Raw genomic sequence first — 22644 nt, forward strand, 5'->3', positions numbered from 1 at the left:
ACGAGAGCGTCAGCCGAGCTCGCTGGTCCCCAGGTACAGGTGCAGCACCGGGACCTGGAACGTCTCGCGGGCCTTGGACGCCCAGTCCGTGTGGAACGTGTCCTCGACGGCGTGCGGGTAGGTGAGGACGACGATCTCTCGCGCGCCGCCGTCCGCCACGATCTCCGCGACCTGGGGCAGCGGGTCGTCGTCGACGACCTCGCCCCGCACGTCGCACCCGGCCGAGGCGAAGGCCTCGACGCTCGTCGCGAGCTGTTCGCCCGCGGTCGACTTGGCCTTGAGCCGGTCGGGCGACTTGCCGCGGACGGCGTCCCACGCCTGGCGCAGGTAGCCGAGGCTCAGGTAGTCGACGAACGCGAGCACGGCGTCGTGCTCGGTGTCCGCGGGCACGAGGACGCGGTAGTGGACGTCGTCGCCGTCGTGGAGCGACAGGACGTGCTCGACGTCGGCGTCGGAGAGTGCTGCTTCGGCCAGGACGAGGATCGTGTCGGTCACCCGAAGATCGTATCCGCCCTAGGCTCGGGTCCGTGACCGCCGAATCTCGTGGGACCCCGGTGCCCGTGCCCGACGACGACTCCGCCGGTGGGACGGGGCCGCTGACCGCGGTGGTCGTGGTCGGCGCGACCGGGTTCGTCGGGTCGCGCCTCGTACGCCACCTCGGGGACGCCGGGTTCGGGGTCGTGGTGTGCGGGCGCACCCGCCTGGAGCGTTTCGCCGACCGGGCCGCGTACCCGGAGGTGATCGCGGCGCTCGACGCCGGAGCGGTCACCGGTGAGGCATCGCCCCACGCGGTCGCGGTCGCCCTCGACGACCTGGCCAGGACGCACCGCCTCGTCGGCGTCGTCGCCTCGATCGGGGGATGGTCGATCGCGGACCGGCTCGAGGAGGTCCCTGCGGACACCTGGGCCGGGTTCCTCGACAGCCACCTGACGTCCCACCTGCGCGCGGTCCAGCGGCTCGCGCCGCGGCTGCCGGACGGCGCCGCGTACGTCGTGCTGAACGGTGCGGCCTCGCACACCCCCATGGCGGGGTCCGGGCCGGTGTCCGTCACGGGGGCCGCGCTGCACATGCTGGTCGAGGTCCTGCGGCTCGAGTCCGCTCCGGGCGGCGTGCGCTACCGCGAGGTCGTGGTCGAGCACGCCGTCGCCGGGGACGAGCGCAACGTCGACCCGGACCGCGAGGTCTCCGCGCGAGCTGTCGGCGAGGCTGTGGTCGCCGCGCTCGCACCGGGGTCGGAGGCCGTGGTCCGGGTGGGCGCGACCCCCGCGTAGGCTCGGTGACCGTGCGCTCCCTGACCTCGATCAGCCCCCGGGTCGCTCCCGAGCGGCTCCTCGCAGACCTCGTCCCGCCCCGACACTTCCGCGACGCCCGGTTCTCCACCTACCGGGCCGACGACGCGTACCCGAGCCAGGGGGACGCCGTCCGACACCTCGAGGCCGTCGCCGAACGACTGACGACCCGGCAGCGCGGGTTCTTCCGGCGCCGCAACGACCCGCCGGCCGTGTACCTGGACGGCGGGTTCGGCGTCGGCAAGACGCACCTGCTCACGTCGCTGGCGCACGCGGTCGGCGTCGAGGACTGCGCGTACGGGACGTTCGTCGAGTACACGAACCTCGTCGGCGCGCTCGGGTTCGCGCGCACCGTCGAGGCGCTCGCCGAGAAGAAGCTCGTGTGCATCGACGAGTTCGAGCTCGACGACCCCGGCGACACGGTGCTCATGTCCCGGCTACTGCGTGAGCTGGCCGACCGGGACACGGCGCTCGCGGCGACGTCCAACACCCTGCCCGACGCGCTCGGGGAGGGGCGGTTCGCCGCCGAGGACTTCCTGCGCGAGATCCAGGCGCTCGCCGCTCGGTTCGACGTGATGCGCGTCGACGGCGAGGACTACCGGCACCGGGGCACGACCATCGCGCCACAACCGCTCACCGCGGAGCAGGTGCGCGAGACCGCGGGACGCACCGAGGGCGCGACGCTCGACACGCTCGACGACGTCGTCGCACACCTCGCCACGGTCCACCCGAGCCGCTACGGGGCGATGCTGGACGACGTCCCCGCCGTCGGTCTCACCGAGGTCCACCAGGTCACGGAGCAGTCGGTGGCGCTGCGCCTCGTCGTGCTCGTGGACCGGCTCTACGACCGGGACATCCCGGTGCTGCTCTCGCGGGTCGGTGACGCCGGGCGGCCCGGCGAGGGCGACCGGCTGTTCACCCCGAAGATGCTCGACGGCGGGTACCGCAAGAAGTACTACCGGGCGCTGTCGCGGCTCGGCGCGCTCATCGACGACGGTCGGGCGCTCGCCGAGGGGTCGGTCCCGGCCGAGCGCTGAGCGTCCTGCTGGGCGTCCTGTCGAGGGCCGCAGCGCGCGCTCACACCCACCTGACGCCTCGCGTGCCCGGGGTGGCCGGGCTCAGGCCTCCGCGAGCAGCTGCTTCTGCTCCTCGACGTCGTACGTGGCCTCGGGCCAGCCCAGGTCGAGCCCGCGGAACGCGTCGAGCAGCAGCTCGGTGACGGCGAGGCGGGCGTACCACTTGTGGTCCGCGGGGATCACGTGCCACGGCGCGACGTCGGTGCTCGTCCGGTCCAGCACGGCCTGGTACGCCTCCTGGTACGCGGGCCACTGCGCCCGGGCCGCGAGGTCGGCGGGGTCGTACTTCCAGTGCTTGTCGGCGCGGTCGAGGCGCTTCGAGAGCCGCTTCTTCTGCTCGTCGAGCCCGACGAACAGGGCGACCTTGACGATCGTCGTCCCGGACTCGGCGACCTTGGCCTCGAAGCGGTTGATCGCGTCGTAGCGGTTCTCCCACACGTCCTTGCGAACGAGGGAGTCGACCCGCGCGATGAGCACGTCCTCGTAGTGCGAGCGGTCGAAGACGCCCAGCATGCCGGGCTCGGGAAGCTCCTTGCGGATCCGCCACAGGAAGTCGTGCGCGAGCTCTTCCTTCGTCGGCGAACCGAACGACGCGTGCGAGACGCCCTGCGGGTCGACCATGCCGACGACGTGCCGCACGATCCCGCCCTTGCCGGCGGTGTCCATGCCCTGGAGCACCAGCAGCACCGAGCGCTCGCCGCCCGTGCGCCCCTCGGCGAAGAGCCGCTCCTGAAGATCGGAGAGCTCGGCGCCGCGCTCGGCCATGGACTTCTCGGCCTTCTTCCTGCCGTGCTCCCACCCGGGGTCGCGCCGCGGTCGAACGTCGCGAGGTCGAACCCCTCGGTGACACGGAGCGTGTCCTTGGGGAGCTCGCTGAACTTCTTCTTCGACTTCTTCGACTTCTTCGACATGGTCGTCCTCTCAGGTCGGTGCAGGTCGGTCGCTGGCCGGCGCAGGCCCGCGCTGCTCACGGCCGGTCCGTTCAGGCTCCCGGTACGAGCACAGCGACGGACCGGCCCGGCAGGTGCAGGGCGGTGCCGTCGAGGGTCGTCGCGTCGTCCCACGCCGCCGCGACCCGGAGGCCCTCGGTCAGCGGTGCCTCGACCGGGTCGGCGCCGAGGTTCAGCACGACCCCTGCCGCGCCACGGTGCAGCACGATCGCCGCGCTCGCATCCGCGGCACCGCTCTCGTCGCCGGCAGAGACGGCCCCGACGGCCTCGACGCGCACGGCGCCCAGGTCGCCCGAGGCGATGTCCGGCACCGACCTGCGCAGAGCGACGAGCGTCCGGTACCAGTCGCGCAGCCGCGCGTGGTCGCCGTTCGCGGCCTCGGCGCGGTCGAGCACGCTCGCGTCCCGCGTCGAGGGGTCCTGCGGGTTCGGCACCTCGATCGGTCCGCCGTAGAGCTCGGTCCACCCGTGGCCGCCGAACTCGCGCGTGCGGCCGACGCGGACGGCCTCACCGAGCTCGGGGTCCTGGTGGTCGGTGAAGTACTGCCACGGGGTGCTCGCGCCCCACTCCTCGCCCATGAAGATCATCGGCGTGAAGGGCGAGCAGAGCACCAGCGCCGCCTCGATCGCGAGTCCGCCGACGTCGAGGCGTGCGGCGGGCCGGTCGCCGAGGGCCCGGTTGCCGACCTGGTCGTGGTTCGAGGCGCAGACGACGAACCGGTGCCCGTCCGTGCCGGGCGGCACCGGCGCGCCCCACGCCCGGCCGCGGAACGTCGACCACGACCCGTCGTGCACGAACGCCCCGGTCATCGCCTTGCGCAGCACCTCGACGGAACCGAAGTCGACGTAGTACCCGTGACGTTCGCCGGTGAGGAGCGCGTGGATCGCGTGGTGGACGTCGTCGGCCCACTGCGCGGTCATGCCGCGCGGCCCGTAGGCGTCGAGCTCGGCGGTGCCATGCCCTGCTGCGTCCGAGCCCGACTCCGAGGCCGATCCCGGCTTCCATCCCGGCCGGACCTGCTCACCCAGTGGGGTCACCGTCGCAGGCTGGTTCTCGTCCGACTCGGCCACGAGCGACAGCGGACGCCCGACCTGCTCGGTGAGCCGCGCCGTCCGACGCGAGAGCTCGGCGAGCAGGTGCTCGGGGAGTCGTCGATGAGCGCGTGCACCGCGTCGAGGCGCAGCGCGTCGACGTGGAACTGCTCGAACCAGTGCAGCGCGTTCTCGATGACCCAGGCCCGCACCTCGCGCGACCCGTCCTGGTCGAGGTTCACGGCCGAGCCCCACGGCGTCTGGTGCTCGTCGGTGAAGTACGGGCCGAACGTCGACAGGTAGTTCCCGGCAGGTCCGAGGTGGTTGTAGACCACGTCGAGGCACACGCCGAGCCCGCGGGCGTGGGCGGCGTCCACGAAACGTTGGAGCGCACGCGGCCCGCCGTAGACATCGTGGACGGCCCACAGGTCGACGCCGTCGTAGCCCCAGCCGCGATCGCCCCCGAACGCGGCGAGCGGCATGAGCTCCACCATCTGCACGCCGAGCTCCGCGAGCTCGTCGAGGTGGGCTGCCGCGGCGTCGAGGGTGCCCTCGGCCGTGAACGTGCCGACGTGCAGCTCGTACGTCACCGCGCCACGGGCGTCCCGGCCCTGCCACGTGGCGTCGGTCCAGGCGAACGCGGGGTCGAACCGGCGGCTCGGGCCGTCCACGCCGTACGGCTGGTGCGCGCTGCGCGGGTCGGGCCGGGCGGGCCCGCCGTCCACGGAGAACGCGTAGTCGGTCCCTGCGGGGACGTCCTCGACCGCGACCCACCAGCCGCCGTCGGTCGGGTTCAGGGGTCGGACGACGTCCTCGCGCCCGTAGGTCCCGTCGCCCGCCGCGGGGAGCACCAGGTCGACGCGCGAGGCCGTCGGGGCCCAGACGCGCAGGGGCGACGACACGCACGACGCGTCAGCGGCCATGGCTCGTCTCCGTCTCGACGTCGGTGCTGGTCGTCGTGCCGGTCGTCGTGTCGGTCTCGGTCGGTTCGTGGACGAGCAGCGCGACCGGGAGGTCCTCGAAGACCTCGGCGATCGGCACCGGCCCGGCCGGGAAGGATCGTCCTGTCAGGCGGTCGACCCAGCGCCCCTCGCCGGAACCCTGGGGGAGCGCCAAGGTGTGCCCCGCCCAGCCGCCGAAGCGCTCGACGGTCCCGGCGAGCCGGGTCACGACAGTCACGGCGGCGGGCACGTGGTCGATCGTCCGTGCGAACGCGACGGCGCACGTCGACGACGTGGGCACCGGGTCGTAGCCTGCGTCCTCGCCGACGAACGCCGCGGGCAGCTCGCGGCGCAGCCGCAGGGCCCGCGAGGTGACGAGCAGCTTCTGGCTGCCGAGCGAGCGGGCGCCCTCCCCGCCGTCGAGGCGCTCCAGGCGGTCGGCCAACGCCTCGACGTCGGCGGGTCGGCGGTTGTCGGGGTCGACCAGCGTCGGCCCGTACGTCTCGCTGCCCTGGTACACGTCGGCGACGCCCGGCATCGTGAGCTGGACCAGCTTGGTGCCCAGAGCCGCGGCACGCAGCGGCTCGAGGTGCCGCTCGGCCCAGCCGCCGAAGATCTCGAGGATCGCCGGGTCGGCGAGCGCGCCGCGAGCCAGGTCCGCCACAGCGCGCTCGTACGGCTCGTCCACGGCGGTCCATGCGGTGCGCAGCTTCGCCTCCCGCAGCGCCTTGGTCAGGTAGTCGACGAGCCGCTCGGGCGAGATCGGGCCCGGGGTCGTGCCGTCCGGCACCCATGTCCCGGCGACCGTCTGCCAGAGGAGGTTCTCGGCGTGCCCGTCGACGAGCGCGCCGCGGTACCCCGCCGACGCCGTCCGGGCGGCCGCGATGGTGCGCACCCACTCGTCGCCGAACTCGCTCAGCACGCCGATCGCGGCGCGGGTGTCCTCGCCGCGCTTCGTGTCGTGCGTCGAGGTGCTGGTGAGCCCGAGCGGCGTGTGCGTGCGCTGGCGGTGGGCGAACGCGTGCCACTCGTGGAGCGCGAGCGCGAAGCGGTCGGGCTCGCCGCCCACCTCGCACAGCGACGTGAGCTCGGTCCAGCGGTAGAACGTCGTGTCCTCGACGCCCTTGGCCATGACGGCTCCGCAGACCTGCTGGAACCGCACGATCAGCTCGTCGCGACGGGCCTCGCGCGTGCGGCCGGCGCTGCCGACCTCGTGGCCGAGGAGCAGGTCGACCACGACGTCGAGCGTCTCGTGCCGGGTGTCGGGCAGCGCGGCGCGGGCCTTGGCGGCGGCCTCGAGCGTGACCTCGACCGGCTCGCGCCGGGACGGCTCGCCCGGGACGACGCACGACCGGTAGCGGTCGAACGCCACGAGCAGCGCCCGCAAGCACTCCTCGATGCCGCGCCACGTGTGGTCGCGCAGCCGAGGGTCCTCACGGCAGATGTCCGTGGCGAGGTCGCTGAGCCGGTGGACCTCGGCGTCGAGCGGCCCGTCGACGATCTCCTGCTTCGACCGCTCGATCAACGCAGCCAGGCCCCCGGGGCCCTGCCCGGTGAGCTCCTCGGCGACGGACGCGAGCGCGGCGCGCCCCGCGGCGTCGACGAACAGGGACTGCAGGCGCCACATGCCCTCGTACCCGGTCGTCCCGACGGTGGCCCAGTCGGGCGGCAGCTTCTCCTCGCCGGCGAGGATCTTCTCCACCACGACCCAGGCGCCGCCCGTCGCCTCCTCGAGGCGGTCGAGATACTGGCCGGGGTCCGCCAGCCCGTCCGGGTGGTCGATCCGCAGGCCGTCGACGGTGCCGTCGGCGATCAGGTCCAGCAGCACGGCGTGCGTCGCGGCGAACACCCTCTCGTCCTCCACGCGGATCGCGGCGAGCGTCCCGACGTCGAAGAAGCGGCGGTAGTTGAGCTCCTCGTCCGCGACGCGCCAGAACGCGAGCCGATAGTGCTGGCGCTCGACGAGCTCCGCGAGCGGGAGGTCCTCGGTGCCCGCGCGGACCGGGAACACGTGGTCGTAGTAGCGCAGGACCGTGGTCGTGCCGTGCGCCGCCTGGGCCGCGTCGTCCACGAGCCGCTCTCCGTCGGAGGCGACCGGGACGGCCATCTCCTCGACCGTCAGCTCGCCCGAGGCGAGGACGTCGCCGATGCGCGCCCCGAGGACCGGCATGAGCACCGCGCCCTCACCGCCCGACCAGTCCACGTCGAACCAGTGCGCGTACCGGGACTCGGCGCCCTCGGCGAGCACCGACCACAGGGCGCGGTTGTGCCACACGGGCGTCGGGACGGCCATGTGGTTCGGGACGACGTCCACCACCAGACCGAGGCCGGCACCGCGGGCCGCGGCCGAGAGTCGCTCGAGACCGGCGCGACCACCCAGCGCCGCGCTGATGTGGGAGTGGTCCACGACGTCGTACCCGTGGGTCGAGCCCGGCGCGGCCTGGAGGATCGGCGACAGGTACAGGTGCGTGACCCCGAGCGACGCGAGGTACGGGACCTGCGCCGCGGCGTCGTCGAACGTGAGGTCGGCGCTCAGCTGCAGCCGGTACGTCGACGTGGGGTAGGGGCGCCCGGGTGCCGGACGGCGACGGTCACTCATGCTGCCGGGTCCCGCGTCAGGACGACGACGGACCGCCCCTCGGCGGTCAGGGTGTCGCCGGCGGCGAGCTCGTCCCCGGGCTCGACCGAGTGATCGGTGTCCAGGACCACGGTCCACGTCGTGCCGTACTCCTGCGCCGGCAGGACGAAGTCGAGAGACTCGTAGTGCGCGTTGAGGAGCATGAGGAACGAGTCGTCGACGATGGGGACGCCTCGCGCGTCGCGCTCCGAGATGACGTCTCCGTTGAGGAAGACCATCACCGAGCGGGCGTACGAGTTGTTCCAGTCGACGGCGTCCATGCGGTCACCCGTGATGTCGAACCACTCGATGTCCGGCAGGACCTCGGGGGTCTCGTCCGCCGCAGAGGTCTCGTCGGGCCCGTCGGGCTCGGCGGTGGCCGCCGGTGAGCCTGCCTTCGCGGTCGCGCCGGGCTTCGCCGTCCGACCGGGTGCGGTGGGGCCGCTCTCCGCGGAGGACCGGGCCGTAGCGTCGGGCCCCACGGCGCTCGCCGCGACCTGCGGAGGGCTGTCGTCGGCAGGCGACAGCGAGGGCCGGGTCGACGTGCCGTCCGGGGGCCTGAGCTCCACCGTCGCGGGCTCCAGGTGGGAGGCGTCGGCCACCTTCTCGAGCCCGCGACCGACGAAGAACCGGCGGCGACGCAGGATCGGGTGCTCGCGCCGCAGCTTGACGAGCATGCGCGTGAACTCCAGGAGCGCTGCGTCGGCGTCGTCGAGGTCCCAGTCGATCCACGACAGCTCGTTGTCCTGGCAGTACACGTTGTTGTTGCCCTGCTGGGTGCGGCCGAGCTCGTCGCCGTGCGCGATCATCGGCACGCCCTGGGACAGCAGGAGCGTAGTGAGGAAGTTGCGGCGCTGCCGGTGCCGGAGCTCGAGGACCTCGGGGTCGTCCGTCGGCCCCTCGGCGCCGCTGTTCCAGGACCGGTTGTGGCTTTCGCCGTCGTTGCCGCCCTCGCCGTTCGCGTCGTTGTGCTTGTCGTTGTAGGAGACCAGGTCGGTGAGCGTGAACCCGTCGTGGGCGGTGAAGAAGTTGATCGAGGCGATGGGCTTGCGACCCGAGTGCTCGTACAGGTCGGACGAGCCGGTGATGCGGCTCGCGAACTCGGGGAGCGTGGACGCCTCCCCGCGCCAGAAGTCACGGACCGTGTCCCGGAACTTGCCGTTCCACTCGGTCCACAGCGGGGGAACCCGCCGACCTGGTAGCCGCCCGCACCGAGGTCCCAGGGCTCGGCGATGAGCTTGCTCTGGGAGATGATCGGGTCCTGCTGGACGATGTCGAAGAAGGCCGAGAGCCGGTCGACCTCGTGGAACTGCCGGGCGAGCGTGGCAGCGAGGTCGAAGCGGAAGCCGTCGACGTGCATCTCCTCGACCCAGTAGCGCAGCGAGTCCATGATGAGCTGCAGCACGTGCGGGGACCGCATGAGCAGCGAGTTGCCGGTGCCGGTCGTGTCGAAGTAGTGGGTGCGGTCGTCGTCGACGAGCCGGTAGTAGGCCGCGTTGTCGATGCCGCGGAACGAGAGCGTCGGCCCCTGGTGGTTGCCCTCGGCCGTGTGGTTGTACACGACGTCGAGGATCACCTCGATGTCGGCCTCGTGGAGCGCCTTGACCATCGACTTGAACTCGAGGACCTGCTCGCCGCGCGACCCGTAGCCGGCGTACCCGTTGTGGGGCGCGAAGAACCCGATGGTGTTGTAGCCCCAGTAGTTCGACAGGCCCTTCTCGACGAGGTGCGGGTCGTTGACGAACTGGTGCACCGGCATGAGCTCGATCGCGGTGATGCCGAGGCCGGACAGGTGGTCGATGATCGCGGGGTGCGCGATGCCCGCGTAGGTGCCGCGCAGCTCTTCCGGGACGTCCGGGTGCTGCATCGTCAGGCCCCGCACGTGCGCCTCGTAGATCACGCTGTCGTGGTAGTCGTGGCCCGGGGGACGGTCGTGGCCCCAGTCGAAGAACGGGTTGATGACGACCGAGATCATCGTGTGCTGCGACGAGTCGTCGGTGTTGCGCTGGTCCGGGTCGTCGAACTGGTACGAGAAGAGCGACTGGTCGCCGTCGATCTGCCCGTCGATCGCCTTCGCGTACGGGTCGAGCAGGAGCTTCGACGGGTCGCAGCGGTGGCCGTTCTCGGGGTCGTACGGTCCGTGCACCCGGTAGCCGTAGCGCTGGCCCGGCCCGACGGTGGGGAGGTAGAGGTGCCAGACGTGCGCGTCGGTCTCCTCGATCTCGATGCACGTCTCGACGCCGTCGTCGTCGAACAGGCAGAGCTCGACGCGGTCGGCGACCTCCGAGAAGAGGGCGAAGTTGGTGCCGCTCCCGTCGAAGGTCGCACCGAGGGGGTAGGGGTGTCCTGGCCAGATCTGCATCTGCGAATGATCGCACCTCGGTGTGACACCCGCGTCGAGGAGGGGGTCGGGTTCGGCCGTCAGTGAATGTGGCTCCGGTCACACGCTCTCTCCGCGGTGCGCCATGCGTCCGCCCCGACGACCTGGTAGACCGGAAGCATGGATGCGAAACCTGGCCCACGTCACCGCCGCGACGACCCCAACACGGCAGACATCGGCTCGGCGCGGCTCTCCCCGCGGACGGACAAGGACGCCGAACCCGGCGACGTCCTCTCCGGCGGGGACGCCTCGCGCGCGCCCCAGTCCCTGCGCGAGCGGGGAGAGGGCGCATCGAGCGCACGTCGTCCGGCACGTCCTGGGACGACCCCGACGAGCTCTGACGCTCAGTCGGTCCGCGGCAGCCGGTCCGGGTCGACCCGGATCAGCCGGGGCATCCCGGCGGGTGCCACCTGGCTCAGCGCCAGGTAGCGCGCCTCGGCGCGGTGCAGCCGGATGTGCTCGTCGACGGACCAGCCCGGTCCGTTGGTGAGGGTCATGCCGCAGGAGCAGCCGATGGTCACCTCTCCGGTGTCCGTGTGCCGCACGTCCCCGACCGTGACGTGGGACGACTGGGCACGCGCCTTGGCGCGCCGCATCTCATGACTGACGGCAGTCTCGTCGCTCACGGCGACCACAGTAGCGGGCAGGGAGCCCGACCAGCGCTCAGCCGGCCTCGGCCAGGCCGAGCCGGGCCCTGACCTCCGGACGTCGCAGCGGGGGCTCGGTCTTCGGTGGCACCTTGCGCTCCGGGAGCTCGTCCAGCAGCCGGTGCACGATCGCGGAGATGTCGTCCACGGCGCGGTCGACGGGCTCGCGGGTCACGGCGCTGACCGAGCCGATCCCCGCGACCTTGCGGACGAACTGCAGGGCGGCAGCCTCGATCTCCTCGTCGGTCGCCTCGGGCTCGAGTCCGCGCAGCGCGGTGATGTTGCGGCACATGGGACCGACGCTACGCCGGTGCGAGCGGCCTGAGAAGGGCCTCGGACCCGTACCGCCCGGGGGAGTCAGCCCGAGAAGTGGGCCGACCCGGGCTCGAGGTCGTCGCCGAGCAGCTGGGGGATCGTCACGAGGGTGTAGCCGGCGTCCTGGAGCTGGTCGATGATCCCCGGGATCGCCTCGACGGTCGTCGGGTGGATGTCGTGCATGAGGATGATCGCTCCAGCGTGGGCGCCGTCCAGCGCTCGCTGCGTCGTCTCGTCGGCGTCCCGGTTCTTCCAGTCCTCCGTGTCGACGTCCCAGAGGATCGAGGCGTCTCCCTCGTCCGTCAGGACACCCGTCACGGTGTCGTTCGTAGCCCCGTAGGGCTGGCGGACCAGGGTCGTGCCGATCCCGGCGGCGTCCTCGATCGCGTCGTTCGTGCGGTCGATCTCGTCCTTGATCTGGTCGGCCGACAGCTTGCGCAGGTCCGCGTGGTCCCACGTGTGGTTCCCGATCGCGTGCCCCTCGGCCACCTCGCGCGCCACGGCGTCGGGGTGGGTCGCGACGCTGCGCCCGACGAGCATGAACGTCGCCTTGACGCCCTTGTCCGCGAGCTCGTCGAGCAGCGTGTCCGTGTATTCGCCCGGACCGTCGTCGAAGGTCAGCGCGATGCACTTCAGCTCGTCGCAGTCGACCTCCTCACCGGTGCCGTTCGTCCCACCGCCCGACGGCGCCTGCGTCGGCTCGGGGACGCCGGTGAACGGGTCCGCGGCCATCGCGGCGTCGCGGACGGTCAGCCCTTCGTCCGTGAGGACCTGTGCGGCGGCGTCCGGCTCGACGCGGACGGCGGTGACGCCGGCCGACTCCGGGCCGATGACGCCCTGGTCGAGCACGACGGTGATCGAGCCGTCGTCCGCGAACCGGACGTCGCGCGCGACGAGCTCCGGGTCCGGCGTCTCGGTCGAGAGCTGCGCCTCCGCACCGGCTTCACCGACCCAGGTCGCGAGCTGGTCCTGGTCGCCGACCAGGTCGGTCGAGGGCCAGCTGGTCCCTGCCGCGACGTCCGTGTACACGGACTCCGTCAGGTCGCGCCCGTGGGCGCCACCGGTGAAGTAGTAGGTCGTGACCTGGACGCCCAGCACGTCGCCGGCGGCGAGCACCGGGTTCCAGCCGATGTTGAGCTCGTTGCCGATCCCGTCGGGGTCGACGCTGTTCTCGTACTCGTCCATCTTGGCGCTCGCCATCTCGTCGAGGAGCGCGTTGAGCGAGTCGTCGCCGGGGACCGAGACCGTCGCGACGGCGCGCTGGTCGGTGTCCTCGGTGGTCGAGTACTGGGCCGGGACGAGGCCGGCCACGGCGGAGTGGTCCAAGGGCGCCGGGACGTCCACGACGCTCGCGACGAGCGGCGCACCGGTCGCGGTGGCGGATGCCGTGGGCGTCTCGGCGGCCGTCGGCGTCGCCTCGTCACCGCCGGTCAGGACGAGGGCGACGACGATCGCCGCGGCGATCACGACGAACCCGCTGATCGACCACACGACCGCCTTGCGGCGTCGGGAGGGCCGGGGGTCGTCGGGCGTCGGGGGCGGTGGTGTCGAGGTCACAGCGACATCTTGCCCGACGACGGCCGGTCGTCCGAGCACCGTCCGTGCCGGACGAGGCAGACTCGGTGCGTGCCCGATCCGCTGCGACGACTCCTCGATGACCCGCCCGACCTCCCGGTGGCGGGGAGTCTCGACGCGATCGTCGCGGCCGTCCAGGATCGAGGCGTCGCCGTGGTCGTGGCGCCGCCCGGGACGGGCAAGACGACGCTGGTCCCGCCGGCGCTCGCGGCGTGGGTGGCACGAGATCCTGGCGGCCCGAACGGTCACGCCGGTGGGCAGGCCGGCGGCGCCGACGTGCCGCCCGGACGCGTCGTCGTCACGCAGCCTCGCCGGATCGCGGCCCGCGCCGCCGCCCGCCGGCTGGCGTCGCTGCTCGGCGAGCCCGTCGGGCGGACCGTCGGCGTCACGGTGCGGGGGAGTCCCGCACGAGCGCCGAGACGCGCGTGGAGATGGTCACGACGGGGATCCTGCTGCGCCGGTTGCAGCGGGACGCGGAGCTGCCGGGGGTGGCGGCGGTCGTCCTCGACGAGGTCCACGAGCGCCACCTCGACGGCGACCTCGCGCTGGCGCTGCTCGTCGATGTCCGGGCCGTGCTGCGCCCGGACCTCCCGGTGCTGGCGATGTCGGCGACGGTCGAGGCCGAGCGGACCGCCGCCGTCCTCGCTGGTCCAGTCGCCGGTCCCGATACCCGTAGAGGTGCCGGTCCAGATGCCGGTCCTGACGCCCGCACCGCCGCGCCCGTGGTCACCGTCCCCGGCGCCACGCACCCGGTCGAGGAGGTCTGGTGCCCGCTGCCGGCACGGGTCAGGCGCACCGACGACCGCGGTGTGACCCCCGGGTTCCTCGACCACGTCGCCGCGACCGTCCGCCGAGCGCTCGACGAGCGAGAGGGCGACGTCCTCGTGTTCGTCCCCGGCGTACGCGAGATCGATCAGGTCGCGCGGCGCCTCGGCGGGGCGACGAGCAGCGGTGCGCCCGTGGACGTCCGCCCCCTGCACGGCCGTCTGCCGTCCCGGGAGCAGGACCTCGCGCTCGTGCAGGGGGCACGGCGCAGGGTCGTCGTCGCCACCGCGGTGGCGGAGTCGTCCTTGACGGTCCCGGGGGTCCGCGTCGTCGTCGACGCGGGGCTCGCACGGGAGCCGCGCGCCGACCACCGGCGCGGCCTCGCGGGCCTGGTCACCGTGGGGGTGAGCCGGGCCGCGGCCGAGCAGCGTGCCGGCCGCGCGGGTCGTGAGGCCCCGGGCGCCGTCTACCGGTGCTGGTCCGAGGCCGACCACGCCCGGCTGGCAGCGTTCCCCGAACCGGCGATCCGGACGTCGGACCTCACGTCCTTCGCGCTCGAGACGGCCTGCTGGGGTGCCCCCGGCGCTCGAGGACTCGCCCTGCTCGACGCGCCCCCGCCCGCGGCGGCCGCCACGGCTCAGGCGACGTTGCAGGCCATCGGCGCCGTGGACGCGTCCGGGGCGGTCACCGATCGCGGTCGCCGCATCGCCGAGGTCCCCGTGGACCCGCGGCTCGGCCGCGCCCTGCTCGACGGGGCGCAGCTCGTGGGTGCGCGTCGCGCCGCGCAGGTCGTCGCCCTGCTGTCGGACGACGTCCGTGCGCCGGGCGGGGACCTCGCCGCCGCGCTGCGGTCGGCCCGGGGAGGCCGGAGCGACGCGGGGAGCCGGGGCAGCGGCCGGGAGGGCAATGGTTCCGGCGGTGGTGCCGCCGACGGGTGGCTGGCGCAGGCGCGGCGCCTGGAGCTGATCGCCACGTCGTCCGCGACGTCGTCCGACGACGGGTCCACGCGACTGACCGGCGGACGGGAACCCGGCCGGCCTGCCGAGCGGATGCCCGACGACCTCGCCGTGGGTGTCGTGGTGGCTCTCGCCCACCCCGACCGGGTCGCGAGGCTGCGGCCGGGCGGGTCGACCTACCTCATGGTCTCGGGCACCGGGGCGGCGCTGCCGCCGGGGTCGGCGCTCGCAGGCTCGCCGTGGCTCGCGGTCGCGGACGCGGACCGGGGCGCGGGGCGCTCGGACGCCGTGATCCGCTCGGCGGCGCCGATCGACGAGGAGACCGCGATCGAGGCGGCGTCGTCGGCGCTGGTCGACGAGGACGTCGTGCGGTGGGAGGCCGGTCGCGTGGTCGCGCGTCGGACCCGCCGTCTCGGTGCGATCGAGCTCACCTCGGCCCGTCTCGACGACCCGGACGTCGGACTCGTCCAGGCGGCGGTCCAGGACGGCCTGCGGGCCGACGGGCTCGGCGTGCTGCGCTGGTCAGCGGGGGCGACGGCGCTGCGCGAGCGGCTCGCGTTCTGCCACCGGGCGCTCGGCAGCCCGTGGCCCGAGGTGGACGACGCAGCGCTGCTCGCCGGCCTCGACGCGTGGCTGGCCCCCGACCTGTTGCGTGTGCGGGCCGCCGGCGGCCTCCAGCGGATCGACGTCCACCAGGCGCTGCGCCGGCTGCTGCCGTGGCCCGAGGCGGCGCACCTCGACGCGCTGGCCCCCGAGCGGTTGGACGTGCCGAGCGGCTCGAGCGTCCGGGTCGACTACTCCGGCGACCAGCCGGTGCTCGCGGTCCGCCTCCAGGAGACGTTCGGCTGGGTCGACACGCCGAGGCTCGCCGGGGGCCGTGTGCCGGTGCTGCTGCACCTGCTCTCGCCGGCGGGTCGGCCGCTGGCGGTGACGGCCGACCTCGCGTCGTTCTGGTCCGGCCCGTACGCGCAGGTGCGCGCCGAGATGCGGGGTCGCTACCCCAAGCACGCGTGGCCCGAGGACCCGTTCAGCGTGGAGCCGACGCGCCGGGTGCGGCGGCCGCGGGAGGGCAGAGGCTGATCCGCTCAGCCCGTCCGGCCGGGCGCGTGCCGTTCCAGGAACGCGTAGACGGCGCCCTCGTCGACCCCGGGGAACGTACCGGTCGGCAGCGGGGACAGCACGTGGGCGTGCACGGCTGCGCTGGGCCACGCGTGGGGCGCCCAGCGTTCGGCGAGCCCGGGCTCGGGGCGGCGGCAGCACGCCGGGTCGGGACAGCGGGAGGCGAGGCGCGTCGTCGTCTCGCGGCCCCGGAACCACTTGGCGGCGGCGAACGGCACGCCGACGCTGATCGAGAAGGCTCCGCCGGTCGCCGTCCCCGTCTGGGTGGTGCACCAGAACGTCCCCTCGGGGGTGTCCGTGTATTGGTAGTACTCGGTGGCCCGGTCGTGCTGCGCGAAGGCCGCCCGTGACGCCCACGCGCGGCACACGACCTGGCCCTCGATCGCGCCCGTCGTGTCGGTGGGCAGGCGGACGCCGTCGTTCTCGTAGCCCTTGAAGAGCGTCCCGTCGGCGCCGACGCGCAGGAAGTGCAGGCGCAGCCCGAGGTGCGAGGTGAGGAGGTTCGTCATCCGTTGGGCCGCGGCATCGTGGGTGACCCCGAACAGGTCGCGGAAGTCCTCGACCGCGAGGTCCTTGCGCGCCTTGGCCTCGCCGAGCCGTGCCACCGCCTGCTCGCGCGGCATGAGGCACGCCGAGGCGAAGTAGTTGATCTCGACACGCTGGCGCAGGAAGTCCGCGTAGCTCGTGGGGTCACGGTGGCCGAGGACCCGGTGCGCGATCGCCTGCAGGGCCAGCGACCGGAGTCCGTGGCCGCCCGGGATCGACGCGGGCGGCAGGTAGATCCGTCCGTTGGCGAGGTCGGTGACCGTGCGGGTCGAGTGCGGCAGGTCGTCGACGTGGATGAGGCGAAAGCCGACGTGGTCGGCCATCTGGCTCACCGCGCGGTGGGTGAGCGCTCCCGAGGAGTACCCGGTGCGCGCGACGAGCGCTGTCGCCTCGTCCTCGATCTCGGGGAGGTAGTTGTCGCGCTCGCGCATCCACAGGCGGAGCGCCGTCGTGGCCCGCCTCGCCTCCTCGGGGGTCGCGATCGCCGCGTCGGCGCGGCGTGCGAGCTCCCGGTGCAGCCCGACGAACGCCTCGAGAGCCTCCGTCGGGAACGACTTGCCGGGTCGCACGACCGGGAGCCCGAGCGAGGCGTAGGTGCCCGTGCTCTGTGCCCGCTCCAGCTCGATCTCGAGCGCCGCGCGTCGGGACGGCGGCTCGGGGGACAGGAGCTCCGCGGTGGTCGTCCCGAGGGTGCTCGCGACGGCCTCGAGCAGGGAGAGCCGTGGCTCGCGTCGTCCGTTCTCGACGAGGCTCAGCTGGCTCGCGGTGGTCCCGGCGGCGCGCCCGAGGTCGTCGAGCGTCATGCCGGCGCGGGTGCGCAGGTGACGGATGCGCCGTCCGAGGACGAGGAGCGCCTCGGCGGAACCCGACTGAGCCGCGCGCCCGGCCTGCCCGCTCCGGCCCGGCGGACCGGGCTCGTGACCGTGCGGTACGTCGACGAGGGCGCGGCGGGGAGCAGCAGTCATGTTCTTGACGATAGCGAAAGAATCTCGGTTCTTGCTCGACGGTGCGCCTTGAGCGACCGCAGCGGGGCGCTCGACGATGGATCTCGCCGGAAGTTCACAGCGACTCGCACCGGGCCTCCGGAGCTGCCACGACGATCTCGTCACCAAGGAGACACCATGCCGCGCTACGTGTACCGCTTCGCCGACGGGGACAAGGACCAGAAGGACCTGCTCGGCGGCAAGGGGGCGAACCTCGCCGAGATGACCCGCCTCGGCCTGCCGGTGCCGCCCGGGTTCACGATCACGACCGAGGCCTGCCGTGCGTACATGCGCGACGGGCACGTGCCCGCCGAGCTCCGCGTCGAGGTGACGCTCGGGCTGCGGGAGATCGAGGACGAGATCGGGCGCCGGTTGGGGGACTTCCACGAGCCGCTCCTGGTCTCCGTGCGCTCGGGCGCCCGGCACTCGATGCCGGGCATGATGGACACAGTCCTGAACATCGGGCTCAACGACGCGTCGGTCAAGGGCCTCACCGAGTTCTCGGGGGACGAGCGGTTCGCGTGGGACTCGTACCGCAGGCTGATCCAGATGTTCGGCAAGACCGTCCTGGGTGTGGACGGCGAGCTCTTCGCCGGCGCGCTCGACGACAAGGTCCGCTCCGCCGGGGTCGCCGCCGACGCGGAGCTCCTGCCCGGCGACCTGCGCGACCTCGTCGAGACCTTCAAGCAGATCGTCCGTGACGAGACCGGGCGCGAGTTCCCGCAGCACCCGCGCGAGCAGCTCGACATGGCCGTCGAAGCCGTCCTGGACTCGTGGAACACCGACCGCGCCCGGCTCTACCGTCGCCGCGAGCGCATCCCCAACGACCTCGGCACCGCGGTGAACGTCGTCAGCATGGTCTTCGGCAACCTCGGCGAGAGCTCGGGGACCGGCGTCTGCTTCACCCGCGACCCGTCCAGCGGGCAGTCGGGCGTGTACGGCGACTACCTGTCCAACGCGCAGGGGAGGACGTCGTCGCGGGGATCCGCAACACCCTCCCGCTCGCGGAGCTCGAGCTGCTCGACCCCGTCTCGTACGGCGAGCTCACGGGCGCGATGCGCCGCCTCGAGACCCACTACCGCGACCTGTGCGACATCGAGTTCACGATCGAGCGCGGCAAGCTGTGGCTGCTGCAGACCCGGGTCGGCAAGCGGACGGCGGCCGCGGCCTTCCGCGTCGCCACCGAGCTCGTCGACGAGTCGCTCATCACCATGGACGAGGCGCTCACCCGGTGCACGGGCGACCAGCTCTCCCAGCTGCTGTTCCCGCAGTTCGACGGCGCGACCGAGCGCACGCCGCTGACCCGCGGGCTTGGCGCGTCGCCGGGCGCGGCCGTCGGCGAGATCGTCCTCGACAACGCCGCGGCCGTAGCCCGCGCCGCCGAGGGCGGCACGGTGATCCTCGTGCGCCGCGAGACCAACCCGGACGACCTCGAGGGCATGATCGCCGCCGCCGGGGTGCTCACGGCCCGAGGCGGCAAGACCTCCCACGCCGCGGTCGTGGCCCGCGGCATGGGTAAGTGCGCGGTCGTCGGTGCGGACACCCTCGATGTCGACACCGCCGCGGGCACGGTCACGGTGGGGGACGTCGTCCTGCACCCGGGCGACACCGTCGCGATCGACGGCACCACGGGCGAGGTGTTCCTCGGTGAGGTCCCCGTCGTGGACTCGCCCGTCATGGTCTACGTCGCCTCAGGCCTCGAGGCGGGACTCGCCGCCGCCGGCGACGACCCGGAGACCCGGGCGCTCGTCACCGCCGTCGACCGCGTGCTCGGGCACGCCGACGACGTGCGCCGCATGGCGGTGCGCACCAACGCCGACACCGCCGACGACGCCCGCCGGGCCCGCGAGCGCGGCGCCCAGGGCATCGGGCTGTGCCGCACCGAGCACCAGTTCCTCGGCGACCGCCGCATCCACATCGAGCGCCTCGTCCTGGCCGACGGCGACGAGCAGCGGGACGCGGCGCTCGCGGACCTGCTGCCGCTGCAGCGCGGGGACTTCACCGAGCTGCTCGAGGTGATGGACGGGCTGCCCACGACGATCCGCCTCATCGACCCGCCGCTGCACGAGTTCCTGCCCGACATCACGGACCTCGCCGTGAAGGTCGCCCTCGCGGAGCGTGACGGCGAGGCGGACCCGGACGACGTCCGCCGGCTCGCCGCGGTGCGGCGCATGCACGAGCAGAACCCGATGCTGGGGCTGCGGGGCGTGCGCCTCGGCCTGACCCTGCCTGGGCTGTTCGCGCTGCAGGTCCGCGCGGTGGCCGAGGCGACGGTGACCTTGAGGGCCGCGGGCAAGGACCCGCGCCCCGAGATCATGGTGCCGCTCGTCGGGTCGGTCCGAGAGCTGCAGATCGTCCGGGAGCAGGCCGAGGAGGTCGTGGCGGAGGTGGCCGCCGCGGCCGGGGTCGCGCTGACGATCCCGATCGGCTGCATGATCGAGCTGCCCCGCGCGGCGCTCACGGCCCACCGCATCGCGGAGGAGGCCGACTTCTTCTCGTTCGGCACCAACGACCTGACCCAGACGACGTGGGGCTTCTCGCGCGACGACGTCGAGGGAGCGTTCTTCGCCGAGTACCTGCACAACGGCGTCCTGACGATCTCCCCTTCGAGACGCTCGACGCCGACGGCGTCGGGGCGCTCGTCACGGCCGGCGTGGCCGGCGGGCGCGCCACCAAGCCCGACCTGAAGCTCGGCGTCTGCGGTGAGCACGGCGGCGACCCCGAGTCGATCCGGTTCCTGCACGACGCCGGCCTCGACTACGTCTCGTGCTCGCCGTACCGGGTGCCGGTGGCTCGGCTCGAGGCAGGGCGTGCGGCGGTCGCGGGGAGGACGCAACCGTCTGACGGCGGCGCGCTGCGCCGTCACGTGCCGTCACGTGCTATCACGTGCCATCACGTGCCGTCAGGCACCTTCGTCCTCCTCGAGGACGATGGCTGCGAGCGGCGGGACGATCGTGAGCGGGTCGGTGTCCAGGTCGACGACGCGTGACCGGGCCGGCGGGGTGTCGACCGTCTCGAACCGGACCGTCGCCTCGCGGCCGCGCACGTGCACGACCCACCCTCGACCCAGGGTCGGGTGCTCGACGTCGAGCCCCGGCCGGCTGCCCGCCTCGTCGAGCAGGCGCGGTCCCGCCCGCCCGGCGGCGCGCGGCGACGGGGAGAAGCGCGGGACGTCGTCGGACGGCGTCGCGGCGGCGGGCGCCCCGGCTGCGCCCGGGGTGCGGTCGCCGTCCCAGTCGAGGGTGAGCTGGGCGTGCGGCGAGAGGTTGTGGAACGAGACACCTAGGAGTCGCACGGAGTCGGTGATGCCGGCGGCGTGCGCCGCCTGGTGGGCAGCCTCGCGCAGGGTCGCGGGGTCCCCGCTCGGGTGGGTGAGGGTCACCGACCGGGTGACGGTGGTGAAGTCCGCGAAACGGACCTTGGCGACGACCGTGCGCGCCCCGCCCCCGTGCGTCTCCAGCCTGCCGAGCGCCTCGTCGGCGACCGTGTCCACCGCTGCCCGGATGGTCGCGTCCCCGAAGATGTCGGCCGCGAACGTGCGCTCGGCGCCGACCGACTTGCGCTCGCCCGACGGCGCGACCGGACGGAGGTCGACGCCGCGCGACAGCCGGTACAGGGACACCCCCGCCGACTCGCCCACCGTCTCGGCGAGCACGTCGGGATCCTGGCGGCGCAGGTCCGCGACCGTGCGGACGTCGATGCGCTCCAGCGCGGCCGACGTGGCCGGCCCGACGCCTGGGATCGCGCGCACCGGCAGGGGCAGCAGGAACTCGTCCTCGTCCTCCGGCGCGACGACGAGCAGACCGTCGGGCTTCGCCGCGTCCGACGCGATCTTCGCGACGAGCTTCGAGCGGCCCGCGCCGATCGACACCGCGAGGCCCGTGCGCTCACGGATCCGCGCCCGGACAGCCACGGCGGCCGCGGCCGGGTCGTCCGCGTGCGGGCCCGCGTCCAGGTCCACGAACGCCTCGTCGATGCTGAGCGGTTCGAGCAGCTCCGACAGCGTCCCGAGCTCGCGCATGATGACCCGCGAGTACGCGGAATACGCCTCGAACCGAGGCGAGAGGACCGCGGCGGCGGGGGCGAGACGCCGGGCGCGGGACATCGGCATCGCCGAGCGGGCGCCCGAGACCCGCGCCTCGTACGACGCCGTGGACACGACGCCGCGCCCGCCCGTCCCGCCGACGAGCACCGGCTTGCCGCGCAGCGACGGCTTGTCGCGCTGCTCGACGGCCGCGAAGAACGAGTCCGCGTCGGCGTGCAGGATCGTCGGTCGGGACCGCTGGCGCGCCGCGTCGGCGAGCAGGTCGTGGTCCACGTGCCTACTGTGCCTGACATTCCGCACGGACACTGCGGACGGACGCCGTCGGCCGCGGCCGACGGGTGCTGCTGACAGTCGCGGCCTGGCGCGCGCTGCCGAACGCCGCTCAGCCGGACGGGGCGTCGACCCAGGTGTGCGACGGCGGCAGCAGCGACTCGAGCTCCGGCCACAGCGCATCGGGGACCTCGGTCGCGGCGGCCGCGACCGTCGAGGCGACCCGGGACGGCCTGCTCATGCCGACCACCGTCGTCGTGAACCGCGGGTCGCGCAGCGAGAACTGGAGCGCCGCGGTCGCGAGGTCGACGCCGTGCCGCTCGCAGGCTGCGCGCATCTGCTCGACGGCGGCAAGGAGCTCGGGCGGTGCCGGCCGGTAGCCGTACGTCGCGCCGGGCTTCGTGCTCGACGTGGCGAGGAGCCCGCCGCCGTACACCGCGGCGTTGATGAGCACGAGCCCCTGGGCCTGAGCCTGGTCGAGGAGCGCCCCGGCGCTGCGGTCCACCAGCGTCCAGCGGTTGTGCACCAGGAGCGCATCGAACACACCCAGGTTGAGGTACGGCGTCATGGCCTGGACGCGGCCGCCCGCGAGCCCGATCGACCCGATGGCCCCCGACTCCCGCAGGCTTACGAGGGCGTCGACCGCGCCGCCGGGAGCAGCGAGCTCGTCGAAGGAGAAGTTCTCCGGATCGTGCAGGTGGACGAGGGGGAGCGTGTCGATCCCCAGCCTGGCCCGGCTCTCCTCGACCGACGCGCGGACCCGGTCGCCCGAGTAGTCCCGCCCGGCCGGGTCGACCTTCGTGATGACCGTGACGTCGTCCGGCAGCCCGCCGACGGCAGCGAGGCCGGCGCCGATGCGTCGCTCGCTCTCCCCGTCGCTGTACCCGTTGGAGGTGTCGATCGTCCGGACGGGACTGCCGAGGATCGTGGTGACGGTCTCCACGGCCTCGTCGACGCCCACGTCGCGGCCGTACAGCTGGGGCATGCCGCCGAGCGGGCTGCCCCCGGCCGTCACCGCGGAGACGTGGCGCCCGATCGCGCCGAGCGGGCGCAGCCAGGGCAGGTCCGTGCCGTCCGACCCGCGGACGGTCGGTCCGTCGATCGCGTCGTGGCGCGGTTCGCCGGCTCTCTCGTCCACG

General features: G+C 73.5%; 14 protein-coding genes and 3 pseudogenes. 4 read left to right on the forward strand and 13 right to left on the reverse strand.

Going from position 1 to position 22644, the window contains the following annotated elements; all coding sequences use genetic code 11:
- Positions 1-9: 9 nt before the first annotated feature.
- Positions 10-495 (reverse strand): hypothetical protein, encoded by a 486-nt coding sequence (locus QUE47_RS13100; RefSeq protein WP_286217654.1) that lies wholly within the window; start codon positions 493-495, stop codon positions 10-12.
- 32 nt (positions 496-527) lie between these two features.
- Between QUE47_RS13100 and QUE47_RS13105 the strand changes: the two genes are divergently transcribed.
- Both QUE47_RS13105 and zapE read left to right on the forward strand, forming a co-directional pair.
- Complete coding sequence (locus QUE47_RS13105; RefSeq protein ID WP_286217655.1) at positions 528-1271, forward strand: SDR family oxidoreductase; 744 nt, start codon at positions 528-530, stop codon at positions 1269-1271.
- A gap of 11 nt (positions 1272-1282) precedes the next feature.
- Entirely contained in the window at positions 1283-2326 is a 1044-nt protein-coding gene (gene zapE / locus QUE47_RS13110) for a cell division protein ZapE (protein WP_350227567.1), read from the forward strand.
- Positions 2327-2407: 81 nt separating this feature from the next.
- Here the strand turns inward: zapE and QUE47_RS13115 are convergent.
- The 9 genes and pseudogenes from QUE47_RS13115 to QUE47_RS13145 all read right to left on the reverse strand — a co-directional run.
- Positions 2408-3133, reverse strand: a pseudogene (locus QUE47_RS13115) (PPK2 family polyphosphate kinase); the annotation flags it as partial.
- 214 nt (positions 3134-3347) lie between these two features.
- Positions 3348-4352: an alpha-amylase family protein gene (locus tag QUE47_RS17285; protein WP_434019686.1), complete on the reverse strand. Its 1005-nt coding sequence runs from the start codon at positions 4350-4352 to the stop codon at positions 3348-3350.
- A complete protein-coding gene (locus QUE47_RS17290; protein ID WP_434019687.1) occupies positions 4349-5269 on the reverse strand; it encodes an alpha-amylase family glycosyl hydrolase in 921 nt (306 codons plus the stop codon). Before QUE47_RS17290 ends, QUE47_RS17285 begins: the two co-directional genes overlap by 4 nt.
- On the reverse strand, positions 5259-7886 hold the full coding sequence (treY, locus tag QUE47_RS13125) for a malto-oligosyltrehalose synthase (RefSeq protein WP_286217657.1): 2628 nt from the start codon (positions 7884-7886) through the stop codon (positions 5259-5261). The genes QUE47_RS17290 and treY overlap by 11 nt, the downstream gene beginning before the upstream one ends.
- On the reverse strand, positions 7883-8185 hold the full coding sequence (locus QUE47_RS17410; RefSeq protein ID WP_491018460.1) for a hypothetical protein: 303 nt from the start codon (positions 8183-8185) through the stop codon (positions 7883-7885). The genes treY and QUE47_RS17410 overlap by 4 nt, the downstream gene beginning before the upstream one ends.
- A 336-nt stretch (positions 8186-8521) precedes the next feature.
- Positions 8522-10266, reverse strand: a pseudogene (gene glgX / locus QUE47_RS13130) (glycogen debranching protein GlgX); the annotation flags it as partial.
- A 362-nt stretch (positions 10267-10628) separates the two neighbouring features.
- Positions 10629-10910 carry a hypothetical protein gene (locus QUE47_RS13135; protein WP_350227568.1) on the reverse strand — a complete coding sequence of 94 codons (282 nt, stop codon included), beginning with the start codon at positions 10908-10910 and terminating at the stop codon, positions 10629-10631.
- A gap of 37 nt (positions 10911-10947) precedes the next feature.
- On the reverse strand, positions 10948-11223 hold the full coding sequence (locus QUE47_RS13140; RefSeq protein ID WP_286217658.1) for a DUF2277 domain-containing protein: 276 nt from the start codon (positions 11221-11223) through the stop codon (positions 10948-10950).
- Between the two features lie 65 nt (positions 11224-11288).
- On the reverse strand, positions 11289-12803 hold the full coding sequence (locus tag QUE47_RS13145; RefSeq protein ID WP_286217659.1) for a polysaccharide deacetylase family protein: 1515 nt from the start codon (positions 12801-12803) through the stop codon (positions 11289-11291).
- A 449-nt stretch (positions 12804-13252) separates the two neighbouring features.
- Between QUE47_RS13145 and hrpB the strand changes: the two genes are divergently transcribed.
- Positions 13253-15622: an ATP-dependent helicase HrpB gene (gene hrpB, locus QUE47_RS13150; RefSeq protein WP_350227753.1), complete on the forward strand. Its 2370-nt coding sequence runs from the start codon at positions 13253-13255 to the stop codon at positions 15620-15622.
- 5 nt (positions 15623-15627) lie between these two features.
- Here the strand turns inward: hrpB and QUE47_RS13155 are convergent, their stop codons facing one another.
- A complete protein-coding gene (locus QUE47_RS13155) occupies positions 15628-17010 on the reverse strand; it encodes an XRE family transcriptional regulator (protein WP_286219507.1) in 1383 nt (460 codons plus the stop codon).
- 318 nt (positions 17011-17328) lie between these two features.
- Here QUE47_RS13155 and ppdK point away from each other — a divergent pair.
- A pseudogene (ppdK, locus tag QUE47_RS13160) lies at positions 17329-20011 on the forward strand (pyruvate, phosphate dikinase); the annotation flags it as partial.
- Between the two features lie 81 nt (positions 20012-20092).
- On the opposite strand, the gene QUE47_RS13165 reads toward ppdK, so the two are convergent.
- Together QUE47_RS13165 and QUE47_RS13170 are read right to left on the reverse strand one after the other, a co-directional pair.
- Positions 20093-21508 (reverse strand): DNA polymerase IV, encoded by a 1416-nt coding sequence (locus QUE47_RS13165; protein ID WP_286217660.1) that lies wholly within the window; start codon positions 21506-21508, stop codon positions 20093-20095.
- Between the two features lie 109 nt (positions 21509-21617).
- On the reverse strand, positions 21618-22643 hold the full coding sequence (locus tag QUE47_RS13170) for an aldo/keto reductase (protein WP_350227569.1): 1026 nt from the start codon (positions 22641-22643) through the stop codon (positions 21618-21620).
- Position 22644 lies beyond the last annotated feature (1 nt).

Origin of the sequence: Paraoerskovia sediminicola, assembly GCF_030296575.1 — a bacterium.
Lineage (GTDB): Bacteria > Actinomycetota > Actinomycetes > Actinomycetales > Cellulomonadaceae > Paraoerskovia > Paraoerskovia sediminicola.

Excerpts from the sequence above, each read along its gene's own strand:
- QUE47_RS17290 (WP_434019687.1), bottom strand. The coding sequence starts at position 5,269 with ATGGCCGCTGACGCGTCGTGCGTGTCGTCGCCCCTGCGCGTCTGGGCC.
- treY (WP_286217657.1), bottom strand. The coding sequence starts at position 7,886 with ATGAGTGACCGTCGCCGTCCGGCACCCGGGCGCCCCTACCCCACGTCG.
- QUE47_RS17410 (WP_491018460.1), bottom strand. The coding sequence starts at position 8,185 with ATGGACGCCGTCGACTGGAACAACTCGTACGCCCGCTCGGTGATGGTC.
- QUE47_RS13140 (WP_286217658.1), bottom strand. The coding sequence starts at position 11,223 with ATGTGCCGCAACATCACCGCGCTGCGCGGACTCGAGCCCGAGGCGACC.
- hrpB (WP_350227753.1), top strand. The coding sequence starts at position 13,253 with ATGGTCACGACGGGGATCCTGCTGCGCCGGTTGCAGCGGGACGCGGAG.
- QUE47_RS13155 (WP_286219507.1), bottom strand. The coding sequence starts at position 17,010 with ATGACGCTCGACGACCTCGGGCGCGCCGCCGGGACCACCGCGAGCCAG.